Origin of the sequence: Paenibacillus sp. OK003 (assembly GCF_900109515.1) — a bacterium.
Lineage (GTDB): Bacteria > Bacillota > Bacilli > Paenibacillales > Paenibacillaceae > Paenibacillus > Paenibacillus marchantiae.
In genome coordinates, this window is record NZ_FOBD01000015.1 from 1 (window position 1) to 12,518 (window position 12,518).

At 47.2% G+C, this 12,518-nt stretch carries 12 protein-coding genes; 1 reads left to right on the forward strand and 11 read right to left on the reverse strand.

Features of this window, described 5'->3' with window-relative positions:
• Positions 1 to 133: 133 nt before the first annotated feature.
• Together pdaA and BMW94_RS21680 are read right to left on the reverse strand one after the other, a co-directional pair.
• Positions 134 to 913, reverse strand: coding sequence for a delta-lactam-biosynthetic de-N-acetylase (gene pdaA / locus BMW94_RS21675; protein WP_091000996.1), 780 nt, complete (start codon positions 911 to 913; stop codon positions 134 to 136).
• Between the two features lie 156 nt (positions 914 to 1,069).
• Positions 1,070 to 1,468: a hypothetical protein gene (locus BMW94_RS21680; protein ID WP_091000997.1), complete on the reverse strand. Its 399-nt coding sequence runs from the start codon at positions 1,466 to 1,468 to the stop codon at positions 1,070 to 1,072.
• A gap of 148 nt (positions 1,469 to 1,616) precedes the next feature.
• Between BMW94_RS21680 and cysC the strand changes: the two genes are divergently transcribed.
• Positions 1,617 to 2,255 carry an adenylyl-sulfate kinase gene (cysC, locus tag BMW94_RS21685; RefSeq protein WP_091000998.1) on the forward strand — a complete coding sequence of 213 codons (639 nt, stop codon included), beginning with the start codon at positions 1,617 to 1,619 and terminating at the stop codon, positions 2,253 to 2,255.
• 109 nt (positions 2,256 to 2,364) lie between these two features.
• On the opposite strand, the gene BMW94_RS21690 is transcribed toward cysC, so the two are convergent.
• The 9 genes from BMW94_RS21690 to BMW94_RS21725 form a co-directional block, all read right to left on the reverse strand.
• Entirely contained in the window at positions 2,365 to 4,266 is a 1,902-nt protein-coding gene (locus BMW94_RS21690) for an ABC transporter ATP-binding protein (protein WP_091000999.1), read from the reverse strand.
• A 3-nt stretch (positions 4,267 to 4,269) separates the two neighbouring features.
• Positions 4,270 to 5,460: a nucleotidyltransferase domain-containing protein gene (locus BMW94_RS21695; RefSeq protein ID WP_091001000.1), complete on the reverse strand. Its 1,191-nt coding sequence runs from the start codon at positions 5,458 to 5,460 to the stop codon at positions 4,270 to 4,272.
• Positions 5,450 to 5,932 carry a lasso peptide biosynthesis B2 protein gene (locus BMW94_RS21700; protein WP_091001001.1) on the reverse strand — a complete coding sequence of 161 codons (483 nt, stop codon included), beginning with the start codon at positions 5,930 to 5,932 and terminating at the stop codon, positions 5,450 to 5,452. Before BMW94_RS21700 ends, BMW94_RS21695 begins: the two co-directional genes overlap by 11 nt.
• 4 nt (positions 5,933 to 5,936) lie before the next feature.
• Positions 5,937 to 6,236, reverse strand: coding sequence for a lasso peptide biosynthesis PqqD family chaperone (locus BMW94_RS21705; RefSeq protein ID WP_091001002.1), 300 nt, complete (start codon positions 6,234 to 6,236; stop codon positions 5,937 to 5,939).
• The gene (locus BMW94_RS21710) at positions 6,223 to 7,179 is read right to left on the reverse strand and encodes an HPr kinase/phosphorylase (protein WP_091001003.1); all 957 of its coding nucleotides are present in this window, start codon (positions 7,177 to 7,179) and stop codon (positions 6,223 to 6,225) included. The genes BMW94_RS21705 and BMW94_RS21710 overlap by 14 nt, the downstream gene beginning before the upstream one ends.
• Before the next feature lie 144 nt (positions 7,180 to 7,323).
• Entirely contained in the window at positions 7,324 to 7,464 is a 141-nt protein-coding gene (locus BMW94_RS30255; RefSeq protein ID WP_175480803.1) for a paeninodin family lasso peptide, read from the reverse strand.
• A gap of 37 nt (positions 7,465 to 7,501) precedes the next feature.
• Positions 7,502 to 9,433 (reverse strand): asparagine synthase-related protein, encoded by a 1,932-nt coding sequence (locus BMW94_RS21715; protein ID WP_091001004.1) that lies wholly within the window; start codon positions 9,431 to 9,433, stop codon positions 7,502 to 7,504.
• On the reverse strand, positions 9,430 to 10,698 hold the full coding sequence (locus tag BMW94_RS21720; protein ID WP_091001005.1) for a sulfotransferase family protein: 1,269 nt from the start codon (positions 10,696 to 10,698) through the stop codon (positions 9,430 to 9,432). Before BMW94_RS21720 ends, BMW94_RS21715 begins: the two co-directional genes overlap by 4 nt.
• A gap of 395 nt (positions 10,699 to 11,093) precedes the next feature.
• The gene (locus BMW94_RS21725; protein WP_091001006.1) at positions 11,094 to 12,434 is read right to left on the reverse strand and encodes an MFS transporter; all 1,341 of its coding nucleotides are present in this window, start codon (positions 12,432 to 12,434) and stop codon (positions 11,094 to 11,096) included.
• Positions 12,435 to 12,518 lie beyond the last annotated feature (84 nt).

Below are 12,518 nucleotides of genomic sequence, written 5' to 3' on the forward strand. Positions count from 1 at the left end.
TGGAATTTGAAAAAGCTACCGCCTGCAAAATACAGACAGCAGCTTGAAGTTGCCTAACCTTTTTTAAATTGTCCTTTACAAGGGGTACATTTTATAGCTAAGGATGCCCTTTTTTTAGTGTAAACATGTAACATTAATAACTTTTTGTTTTCAGGTCATTCAAACTTTTGAACGCATAGCCTTGCTTACGTGCCTCATCAATGATGGAGGCGAGCGCCTCCGTGTTATCCTTCGACACAGAGTGAAGCAGAATGACTGCTCCCGGATGAAGCTGTTTCAGGACTTGCTGACGTGCATACTCTGTACCACGTTGCACTTTGGTATCCCAATCTTTATAGGCAACGGACCAAAACACATTAATGTAACCTTGGGCGTGGCTCTCTGCGAGCGTCCGGTTGTTGAAAATGCCACGTGGTGGACGCAAGAAGGTCGCTTGCTGTCCAGTTAACCGATTGACCTCAGATCGTACCTGCTCAAGCTCTGTTCTTATTTTTTCATTGGAAACCCGGGTCATATCGGGATGGCTCCAGGAGTGGTTTCCCACAATATGGCCTTCTGCCGACATTCGCTTTACCAATTCAGGCTGGTCTTTCAGATAATGTCCGGTGACAAAAAAAGCAGCTGGCACTTTTTTGTCGCGCAGAACATCCAATATAGCTGGCGTAAACCCATTTTCATAGCCGTTATCAAACGTAAGATACAGCTCTTTCTGTTTCGTATCCCCCAGGAAAATGGCATCGTTATGCTGCAATATCTCCTTGAATCCTTCCTGATCAATGGAAGGCAACTGGCCGTTTTGGCTTTTTTTGAAGCCAAAGTGATAAGCTCCATTTATTGGCGATGCTTCAGTATGTGCCGGTAGTACACCGAACGTTAATATAGCCAGCAGCATGTAAAGAACCATTCGCTTCATTGCTATCCGCTCCTGTTCCTGAAAATTCGGTTTGTCGTTTCCTATCACGAACACCTTCAGGTAATATGCCACAGGAACAGCTAATGTATGTAATTTTTTGATTACAGATCACTTCACCTACATACACCAATGGGGCCACACTTCTCATTTTTCCATTCAAAACCGTTTATTGTCTCGCTCGGGATGTTGAAACAATTCAAGTAATGTCTGAGGTTTCCCACTGGAAGCCAGCCACTCTTTAACCATTTCTATCGCACGTGTCTGACCGTCACCACTATCCCGCCAGGTTAGCAGTTCAATAACTTTAATAATGAGGGCAGACATATTATGGTTATCATGTTCAGAGCGATCTGCCCGCAATTTATGATATAGAGCCTCCTGTTCCCAATCAAGCAAAATCTCGTCACCAATGGTAGGCTTCATCAAGGTGTATGCCCTGCCACATCCTGAACAGCGAACCGCACTGATCTGCTCTTGAGCAAAGATGACCTGGATATCCTGATCGCAATCCGCGCACTGGAAATAAACCTGTATGTTGTGTATGTTATTGTTCATGTTGGTGTTCCTCCTGCTATGTATGTACTACATCTATACCCGAATTGTCGTTGGTTCACGCTACATTCCGTCAAATTCAGAAGGTGCTATAATTTTGTAAATATGTTAAAATATTATACATAACATAACTAGGAAGAGGCGGATATTCATGTCAAAGGAAGAGCGTAACATTACCTGGCAGCAATCCAGCTTAAACAGGCAGGACAGGGAGAAGCATAACGGTCATCGCAGTCGTGCCTTATGGTTTACCGGCTTATCCGGTGCAGGAAAATCCTCGCTTGCATTTGCCCTGGAGCAGTACCTGTATGAAAAAGGGGTTCATTGTTACGTACTTGATGGGGATAACGTACGTCATGGACTGAATCGGGATCTTGGGTTCACGGCCGAGGATCGGCAAGAAAATCTGCGCCGGATTGGTGAAGTATCCAAGCTGATGGTAGATGCCGGGTTATTTGTTCTTTCCGCCTTTATCTCGCCAGATGCACAAGACCGGAGTAGGGTTAGACAGCTGTTTGATGCTGATGATTTCATTGAAATTTATGTTCGTTGTTCGATCGAAGAATGCGAACGCCGTGATCCGAAGGGACTTTACAAAAAGGCCCGCAGCGGCGCTATTCCACATTTCACAGGGATTTCGGCCCCTTATGATATTCCGGAAGATCCTACACTGATTATTGATACCGAAGAGCTATCCATCGAAGAAGCCGTGCATGAAATTGTGCAGCATCTGGAACGTGTGGGTGCTTTTCAGCTGCCGCAACCTGTTAGCAATACGATCGTTCATTAATTGAAGATGGCAATCAGATTGAATTACTTTCCTGCTACATATAGATCAAAGGCGCTGCCTCTAATGGCGCGCCTTTTTGATTTGTTTATTTCCGGATTTACCGAGAGCTTCATTGCCCCACGACACCCGCCTGCATATTCAACAGTTTGCTGAACGTTCCCACCGGATCAGTAGACAATTGCTGATAACCCCCTTGTTGAATAACCCGGCCCTCATCCAATACAATCACTCGATCCGCTGTTCGAATGGTGGATAATCGGTGGGCAATAACAATAACGGTAACATGCCCTTTCAGACGCTCGAGGGCCTCGTGAATATGCTGTTCGTTCTCACTATCCAGCGCACTCGTCGCCTCATCCAATACCAATACAGAAGGGTTCCGAAGCATGGCGCGGGCAAGCACCAAACGCTGACGTTCACCGCCAGATAAGCGAATGCCCCGATCTCCAATGATGGTATCCAGTCCTTGCGGAAGTTTGCGGACAAACGCTGCAGACGAAGAAAACTGTAATGCCTGCCACATCTGTTCCTCACTGGCATTTGGATCAACCAGGCGCAAATTTTCACGAATGCTCGTATGAAACAGAAAAGGGTCCTGAGAGACATAACCGATTGAACTCCTCCAGGCTAACAATCGATTCTCGGTTAACGGCAACCCATCCACCAAAATCTGACCGCTCTCCGGACGAATGAGGCCCATAATTAGATCAATCATCGTGCTCTTCCCAGCTCCCGACTTGCCTACAATAGCCGTCATACCTCTCGCAGGGATGGATGCATACGCTTCGAATAATGAGTAGGAATCACTGCCTTCGTAGCGATAATTGACTTGCTGACACTCGATGGACTCCTTAAGCACCAAGGGTTCAATAGGCGGCACATCGCCATCTTCCTGCTCATTCGGCTTGACCTGGGCCTTCATTCTAACTGATCGTGGACCGGGAACCGTTAGCTCCTGATCATATGGTTCACCAGCATTAACCGTTTGCTCGCTAATCTCACGGCTTTTCTCGGTCTCTGTCTGTAACTCTCTCACAATCTGAAACGCGGGCAGCATGGAACTCATATACTCCAGATTGGATTGAATGGAAGTGAATCGTGGCCACAACCGTGAAAAGATCAGAATGATGAGCAATAAACTTGCCGGAGGGACAGCGAGCACATGTAGAGATAAATAGATAAAAGCAGCAATAATGACCGCCGCCGATATTCGATGAATCAATTGTGTACCACTGTTCAACTGGCTGAACTGAATCACGTTACGCTCAATCCGCCCACACATACGTTCAAACCAGTGAATATGTGATTTTTCGAGCATATTGCTCTTAATATCCTTGATTCCGTTAAAGTGCTCTGTAATACCGTTATAATAGCTCTGGGAATATTCCGACGTCTGATCACCAATCTGTTTTGCCCGTTTCACGAATTTTCTCAAGACCACAAATAACACCAATCCGCAGACCAAGACAAGGGTAGTTAACTTGGCAGACAACCAGAAGGCCAGACCGATTTGAATACCGGTAAAGATCAAGGAAGCCGCCATTTGCAGCATAATATTCGTTCCCTGACTGACACGGGCAAGTTCGGTCGTTAATATATGATTAAAATCGGATTTTCGTTTTTGGAGAAAAAAAGACCACTGCGCCATAATGATGGCACGATAGGTTTCCATGCGCAGCGTTCGAACAAATTGCTGCTGAATGCGAGTGTTGCGAATCGTCTGAAGACGTTGTAGCCACGCCTGTCCAGAGACAATAAGGACAAAGGTCAGCAGCACCAGAAGCAGCCGGCCATTTTCCGGAAAACGATTTAAAAATTCTGATATCCAGGGTAAATGCAGACCTGTTGAACCCATTTCAAAAATACCAATAAGACTTAACATGGGAACGAGCATATATATGCCGATTCCTTCCATCAGACTGATGCAGATCATGCCCAGCAGGTTCCAATACAACACTGGGCCCGTTACACGATGCAGCTTGCGCATAAAAAATTGCAGTTCCGAAATCATACGTTATCCCCTCTCCGTCATCGTGTTCCTTTTGATTCGCCGCCAGAACCAGAGAAACGGACGTAACGGAAAATACAAAAAATGTAGTGAACGCGGAAGCGGTAGTTGATCTACATCCCAGGTACTCGGATACAAACGTTCGATGAAGAAAAACAGCTTCTGCCTTGTGCTTCGCAGTGCAAACAAATAAGAACGATAACTCTTTACATCTGCCGGACTCTCAATCATCTCATTCATGAACATTACGCCACGTCTGGCTAATTTCTCTCCCGCACGTTCGTGAGCAGACAACAAAGCAAGATAATTGGCATCCAGAGGAGTGTTCATTAATACCGAAGCCAGATGAAGAGCTTGTGCACCGATAGATAATCTGCCTTCTGCTTTCAGGCGTCGCTCCACTTTTTTGACATCCAGTGGCATATTGCGAATCATCTGGTCGATGTCCAGTAACCAGCGCAGTCTGAACCATCCATGTCTTGCGCCGTGTGTGACCAAATATGCCCACAGATCCTCCCTTTCCAGCATACGGACAGGCGTCTGGGTATAAGTGCTGAATCGGCTGCGTTTCCACAGTAATTCAAAATCGGTTTCTCTTCCGGAATCCGGGTTAAGCCGCCAATGGATCTCGACTTGGGTTCTTTTCACCGGGTGTTTGTAACAGATGTGATGTTCCCGCCATTTCCAGCTGACAACGGTTGGTGTTCTCTTACCTTCCTTCGATTCATAACCAAGTGATTCAAGGATCTCTTCCGCGCTCTCCACATCATCAAACGGAATGAGAATGTCCAGATCTTTAGAGGTCCGCAAAGAAATATCTCCGTATAGATCATGTGCCAGCGCAGGCCCCTTGAGCGTAATATTTCGAATGCCTCGTTCACGAAAAGCGCCACACACCTGCTCCATCTCTGCTGTCAGATGTAACATGCGGAACGTATTGGCTGTATATTGCTGCCTCAGGTTTTCCACTACAAAAGCGGGAATAAGCGCTGAATCCAACTCTTTTATGTTCAGATAGAGAACAGAGTACAGTCGATGATGATGGGCGAGCTGCAAAAAGAGCTGCCAGTCCATCCCCTTCATCCCTATTTGGGCGTCCTCAGAGGTTGTTGCTGTTAGATCGCCTTTAATCATGCTCAAAATCAGCTTAAGCTCCTGCGGAAAATCCGCTGTATATGGTTCCCACTCATGTATCATAGACAATCTCCCCAGCTCCCTTCTCAGGACACCGCTTGCCAAACACGCCGACAACCGTATATTGGTCCATTGTATCTGCTCCGGTCACAATTAATTTCCCACTTCTCAGCCATGCGTGTGCCATCATTTGGCCTTGTTCATTCCGTGCAGTACCCATATATAGAGTACTCTCCACTTTACGGCGTTCCAGCATCTTCATCGCAGCAATAGCCATCACCAGACAACGGCTTTCCCATAATGTATACCTGCTGGCAATGAGTATGGCTTTGGAGATATTTCGTATCGTCGTCACATCACTTCGATCGAGTCCCGTCATCGGCGTTTCGTACATCGGTGTACCGAGACCAGGAGCAATCTTGGCAAAAGGCATCGCCTTAAGTATGCGTGCCCATCCAAGATGGATGTAAGCCTCCCACACCAATCCACGAATTTCACGTGGCAACGAGAAATAAGCTTTTATTTTACGTAACATGGCTCTATTCTCCGCGGGTAACTTCAATTAAACCTTCTTGTGTCAGATGATCAAGAAATTGCACAACCTGATCTTGGCATATGTCTGATTCGATCTCATATTCTGAAGCTAATACTTCAACCAATTCGGTTAATGTTCGTTCTTCACTCAGCAGATCCCAGATGCGTCCACCCGTGCTGCCGAGGTTATAGTACTTTCCGGTATGAATGCTCATCATGACTTTCTCTCCGCCCATATCACTGACTAGGTTGCCTTCCTTACGCATTACACGATCTTCGCCATTCATTGGTTTAATTGTTGTCATTTCCTGTATACACTCCTTTACGTACATGATCGATAATCCGGTCTGCCATCTCAAACGCAGTAAAATCAGGTCCTGATCTTGTGATTCTGAAGACTTCGATACTTGCGGACAGCCGTGAAACCGTCTCGAACAGCCATTGTGCCAGACCCTGCCTGTAAACAAGTCCACTACGAAATGTATGAGAGCACAGCATGTGAAGGCGTTCCAATCCAGAAACCTCCATCAGTTGAACAGGTATTTGTACTTCCTCCGGCTTTGGATCAAGCTCAAATACAGCAGCAAGCGGAACAGATCTATCATGAAAATAGTGCTGGACAGGAATCGCATATTTCGTAATCTCCGCATGCACGGTTGCATAATCCTGCTCCTTCATCCCGAATCCGTCCAGGCTGGGCTGCCACAACTTTTGCTGCGGATACCCGGGCGATACAATCGCTCTACCACCTGCATCCCACGTCAGTGCCACAACATCATCCGTCAAGAGCGGATAACCACGCGAAGCAAGTGCTGCGGACAAAGTGGATTTGCCTGCACCTGAATGTCCTACAAATGCATATGCCCAGCCATCAATGACCACTGCGCTCCCATGTAGAGGCAAAATGCTGCGTTGCATCATAATGACGGCCATACATGTGCCCAAAATAAATAATCGCACCTTTTTATTGTCAGCTCCTGGTTCAGGAGATACTATGATTCTGTTTCCCTGTTCCATAAAAAAAAGACCGATATCCTCAATTCGAAAAAAAAGACTTCCATCCCGGGCAACAAAGTTGTCTCTCCCCACGTCCCACTCGTTCCAACGTGTTTTCAAATCAGCTACCTGGATGTATACATCAACAGTGGAGGTATCTAAATCTGCACCGCCTTGTACGATTTGGAGTTCGGGCAATGGAAACTGGCTCACCCAACGCAAGCCATAAGCTTCATACTGCACAGGCAACAATGAATGATTCCTCCTTTGCAAATCTTCATGTAAATAAAAAAGCCCATATATTCATAATGCTCAAATATAAGGGCGGAGGCGAAAAGATGAATTTGTTTCCTTTCCGCCCTTTAAGTATAATGGCACAGGTTAAAGCTTAATAACTTAGGAAGTAGACGGATTGTAAAGGTCAGCATCGTGGACAGTTACCCAGTCGATCTCTCTGTAACCTATGCCTGCCATCGTTTGGTTCACTTCCAATACTTCCAGTGCTGGTGCTTGCCATTCCTTTTTTTCCATTTGCATCGTGTTCACCTCCTCTCATGAGTCAACTGACGCTGCATCAGAACTTTCGGATGAATCGATACACGATCAGGCTATGCATCATCAACCGCAAGTCAGGGTGGGAAGCCAGCTCCGGCCGAGGGCTTGGAAAATTCGCAAGTGCGGACTTGATGCGCTCTGTGTTCAATATGCCAGCGACCCGGCTGTCAGAACATAACGCACGCAATTCGGCAGTAAAATCGCCCCAATTGGGAATCATGCGGTGCAACCAATCCGCTGGCTGAACTCCGCGCACTCGCTGGTTTAACCTCACTTTGTCAGGTAATTCAGGTGATGTAGCCCGCCGAATCAAGGCACGGTCCGTCCCTTGATTAACATATTGTTCAATCGGTACCGACAGACAGAAACGGATCACTCTGGCGTCACTCGTAGGATCACGCTCCCATGCCCGATAACGAAGAGAACATTTGGTGGCGACAGCACCATTTTTGTTTGCAATGGCCAGGTTGTTGAATTTCTCTGCCCGTACTTTGAGCGCATCTGCCTGAGCACCGCCTTGCAGAACGATAATGGATTTGAGCCGTTCCAATACGCCTGTTCGCCTAGCAAACTCCGGGTGGATTAATTGCACCGATGCGGCTTGGGCAGCGCCCTTTGACATGGATTTGAACAATTCCGGATACGCTTTACGGCCCGTAATTTTGGCAATTCGTGAGAATTTCATCCCGGTACGTTCACTGTACTGCTGCATTTCCCGGATCCACCGGAACCAGCGTCCGCTTTTTAGTAAGCTGGCGTAATAATCAAGTGCTGGGCCCCAGGAGACCGTGAAGTTGCCCCGTGCTCCCGTCAACAGAATGCCTGCATCCTGCTGGCTCGCTTTTTCATAGAAACCACGAATCCAGAAGGAGTTCTCAAAGTATTTATAAGGCATTTCCATAATATCAAGCCAGGTGTCTACCTCACTAAGTGGGCTTCTTCCCTCAAAATCAAGATAATTCTCCGAGATATTGCCGACATGATTAACCGTAGACTGGATAAACGGCCGTTCATCTGCTAACAGTGTTTTTGATGTATAATCCGTAAAATCAGACACTGGAACATAGCTGTACGCATTTAACATTTTCCCTTGTCTCCGCAGTGTTCCTGAAGCAAATCCAACCACAGCTCCAGAATCCAGCCCTCCGCTTAAAGCAGCAGCCACCTGTCGATGCGTTCGCAAACGTGATCCAACAGCTTGACCAAATACCTCCCGGAATGCCTCTACATATTCCCCGTCGGACTTGAGTTTTAAAGGCTCCACTTCGTCCCAGCGATGATATTGTTTCTGTTCCAGCCTTCCATCCCTGAAGCTAAGCGTATGGGCAGGGGGCAGCTGACTCACTCCACGATAGACCGTAGAATGGATATCTGCTGAGTCATGCATGTCGGGAATGGCAAGAAATTCGGACAACCAGGTTTCATCCAGTTCTTTATGTACACCTTCCAACTGCAGCAACGGATTCATTAAAGTACAGAAGGCAAACCGCTCACCATCATGCCGAAAATAAAAGGATCTCATGCCCGTAATATCTCTGGCAGCGAAGAGTCTGCGCTTGCGATCATCCCAGATTGCGAAGGCGAAATCGCCAAGCAGCTTCTCGGCCATATGTTCATCCCAACGCTGATAGGCTCGCAGGATCAGTTCACTATCCGACAATCCGGCTAACTCCGCTCTTGATATGGACAGTTGATCTGCCAGCTGCTCCCGATTATCCAAAATGGCATCCGACGTGATGGTCAGACCGCTCACTTCATCATATAAGGGTAATTGCTCGCTGACCGACTCCGGCGTAATCCACTGGGCGTGGCAGCTCAGGAAGGCTTCATTGCCTTTCCAGACACCTGTTGTATCCGCCGGAACGTGGCCCAGACTGGCATATAAGCGCCAACTGTCCTCCCATAACGCTTGCTGACCATCGGTATGAACAATTCCTGCTATAGCGCTCATGACTTTCCTCCCCGGAGTATCTTGCGCTGTGAAGCCCAGGCGCTTATCTGGTTACCAAACGGAATCAAGGATTTGATACGCTGAATCTTGCTGTGAGCAGAGGCAAGCTGTACCTTCAATCGTTCCCGCTCGTTGTACCCTCGCTCCAGCCGATTATCGGCTGCACGTAATGCAGCTTCCAACTGCCTGATCGTTGCCAGTGCGGCCAGTGTCGGGTCAATCGCATCGGGTTCATTCGCTGCCCGACTATCCCTGTTTCCATCTGGAGTATTACCCGTTAGCTCTACAGGCTGCATCCGATAACCTTCCTGCCAGCTGCTGCCCGTTGCTTCGGAGAATTGATGCGTTAGCTTGGAAATGACTTCCTTGTCGGGGGCAGCTTCGTAACGTACACGCGTCCATCGCTCCGCTTCTTCGAGCTGTTCACTGTAGCCCATCCGATGGAACAGATCTGCACCGATCACCCGGCAATACAATTCAATTTCCTGTGGATCGAGTATTTTTTTCCAGTTGTTAACAGAATCTTGATGAGCTTCCTGATGCGAGGACAGAAACGGATCACCGACACCCATACTATAGAACATATTCGACTTTGTACTATCCACAAAGCGTCCATATTGTTCTATTCCCTCTTCATATCCGATGCCAAGGAAACCGCAGAGCTTTTCCATTTCGTCCCGAGGATTGGAGACAAGTTGTTCGTACTGAACTTCATAGGCATTTGTGTGTTTGTCCGCAAAATAATCGTTCAAACGGAGCACACCCAATGTAAGATCAACTGCTTTCATATTAAGGTTCGGACTTTGCAAGCTGCCAATCAGCTCGAATCCTTCTCCTGTATGGCGGTTTACCTTTTTGTAGGAAGCAGCTATGGCAAGGGGGTTACGCTGGAGATGAATGCGCTTGGACTGTGGAAACAGGCGATCAAGCCATTCCAGCATATAATAGTAACGAGGAGATTTATCTACGATGAAGTCTGCCCCGCTCCCCTCCAGAAATCCGTTATAGATTTCAAGAGCAAAGCTTCTGCACGCCTTCTCAAAGCCTTTGTCTGATACCATAGCGCTGTAAAATTGACGGATGATTGCACTTCCACCATAGGGGCGGGAGTCAGCCTTCTGCAAATCTACAAGATTCATCAGAAACCACATCTCCTGTGTAGCAAATACACGGCTGTGATTTTGCAGCATCACGGTGGATAGCGAACTTCCACTGCGAGGTACACATAGGAGTAAGACAAGTCCGTTACCATGAACATCTACCAATGGCAGCCTCTCCTCTGTAAAATTAAAATAAGCATGCAGTTGGTATAGGTCTTTATATCAATATCCGCTAATATTCCCATCTGGGAATAGGTAAAATGGATGATGTACTTTCGACAATCTTTAGATACGATATGTATTCATACTTTTACTCTATGATACAAAATGTATCATGTCAATCTTTTATTTTCACCTTTTCATAATATCTTTCTATCTACTCTATTCTGTTCTCTGTCGTTTAAGCACTTATACTTGTTCTATGAGCCTCACCATCTATAACTGTTGCATAAACATGAAAAAGCTCCCGAGCCGTTTACGAATAAACAGGCCCACGGAGCTACTATTAATAATGATGAACATTAGCTATAGAACATTAGCTATAAAACGTTAATAACCACTCATCCAGTCGATCTAGCCTCTGAGCCTTTCCCCGAAATGGGATGGTACCTCCAGTCTTGTCCTTCTTCCTGATCCGCCTGAATCGCATCCAACACACCCTGCTGCACTTTAACCGTTAATAACATTGCAATCCCAGCGGCGAAAAAGAAAATTAGAGACAGAATCCCCCAACGGGTTGACCCTGTTAATTGGCCTACCCACCCAAATACAAACGGCCCAAAAATGGAAGAGAATTTGCCTGTAATATTCACAAATCCAAAATATTCTCCGGTTCTGCCAGCAGGCATCAAGTTACTGAATAAGGAGCGCGCTGTCGATTGACTTACGCCCTGCACTACGCCAACCAGCCCGGCGAGCAGATAAAAATGGATGGCTGATGTCATGAAATACCCCAAGATGACGATGCATATGTATATGGACAAGCTTACCATCAACACCTGCTTCGCGCCCCAGCGCTGTGCCCATGCCCCCAGCAGCAATGTGCAAGGGAACCCGATAAACTGGGTCAGCAGCAAGGCCAGCATCAGATCTGCTGTCCCGATCCCAATGCTTGTTCCATAAATTGTTGCCATCAGGATAATCGTATTAATGCCGTCATTGAAAAACCAGAAAGCAACCAGCATGCGCATCAGCTGCGGAAAACGCCGGATCTGGCGAAAAGTTTGGCCAAGTCTGCGCACGCCCACACCGACATATGCTTTCCATGACTTGGGCATGTCCGGTGCTGCAGGACGGCGTGGTGCATGGCGGAATAACGGAATGGAAAATACCAACCACCACAACGCTACGGAGATAAAAGCAAGTCTCGTTCCCGCAAGTGTGCTCGCCATCCCAAACCGCCCAGGCTGCTGAATCATGAGCATATTGATCGCAAGCAGCAATCCTCCACCAATATAACCATAAGCATAGCCTTTAGAGGAGACCATATCTCTTCGGTCCGCTGACACCAGATCAGGCAGCATCGCATCATAGAACGTGTTACCACCCGCAAAACCGATCGTCGAAATGACCAGCAGCGCAGAAGCGAGCAGCCAGTCTCCCTCCCCAATGATGCTGAATCCGAGTGTTGCGATAATACCTATGATGGAGAATACTCGCAGAAAATCACCTTTGCGTCCCGATAAATCCGCTAATGTCCCCAGCAATGGTGTTAACAGCGCTACGCATAACATGCCGATGGAATGGGTGTACGCCAGATAAGATGCTGCGGTATCTGCAGCCAGTGTAGCTGCAGCCACGGAAGCGTAGAAGACGGGAAGAACGGCTGCAAGTACCGTCGTCGCATAGGCCGAGTTGGCCCAATCATACATAATCCATGCCTTAACTGCCCGTTTATCCAAATGGTATCCTTCCTTTGCACACATCCCTCTGAGGGATGCCAAGTAAACACCTGTCCCTATTGTAATGGAAGTTCGACACACTTG

Excerpts from the sequence above, each read along its gene's own strand:
- pdaA (WP_091000996.1), bottom strand. The coding sequence starts at position 913 with ATGAAGCGAATGGTTCTTTACATGCTGCTGGCTATATTAACGTTCGGT.
- BMW94_RS21680 (WP_091000997.1), bottom strand. The coding sequence starts at position 1,468 with ATGAACAATAACATACACAACATACAGGTTTATTTCCAGTGCGCGGAT.
- cysC (WP_091000998.1), top strand. The coding sequence starts at position 1,617 with ATGTCAAAGGAAGAGCGTAACATTACCTGGCAGCAATCCAGCTTAAAC.
- BMW94_RS21690 (WP_091000999.1), bottom strand. The coding sequence starts at position 4,266 with ATGATTTCGGAACTGCAATTTTTTATGCGCAAGCTGCATCGTGTAACG.
- BMW94_RS21695 (WP_091001000.1), bottom strand. The coding sequence starts at position 5,460 with ATGATACATGAGTGGGAACCATATACAGCGGATTTTCCGCAGGAGCTT.
- BMW94_RS21700 (WP_091001001.1), bottom strand. The coding sequence starts at position 5,932 with ATGTTACGTAAAATAAAAGCTTATTTCTCGTTGCCACGTGAAATTCGT.
- BMW94_RS21705 (WP_091001002.1), bottom strand. The coding sequence starts at position 6,236 with ATGACAACAATTAAACCAATGAATGGCGAAGATCGTGTAATGCGTAAG.
- BMW94_RS30255 (WP_175480803.1), bottom strand. The coding sequence starts at position 7,464 with ATGCAAATGGAAAAAAAGGAATGGCAAGCACCAGCACTGGAAGTATTG.
- BMW94_RS21715 (WP_091001004.1), bottom strand. The coding sequence starts at position 9,433 with ATGAGCGCTATAGCAGGAATTGTTCATACCGATGGTCAGCAAGCGTTA.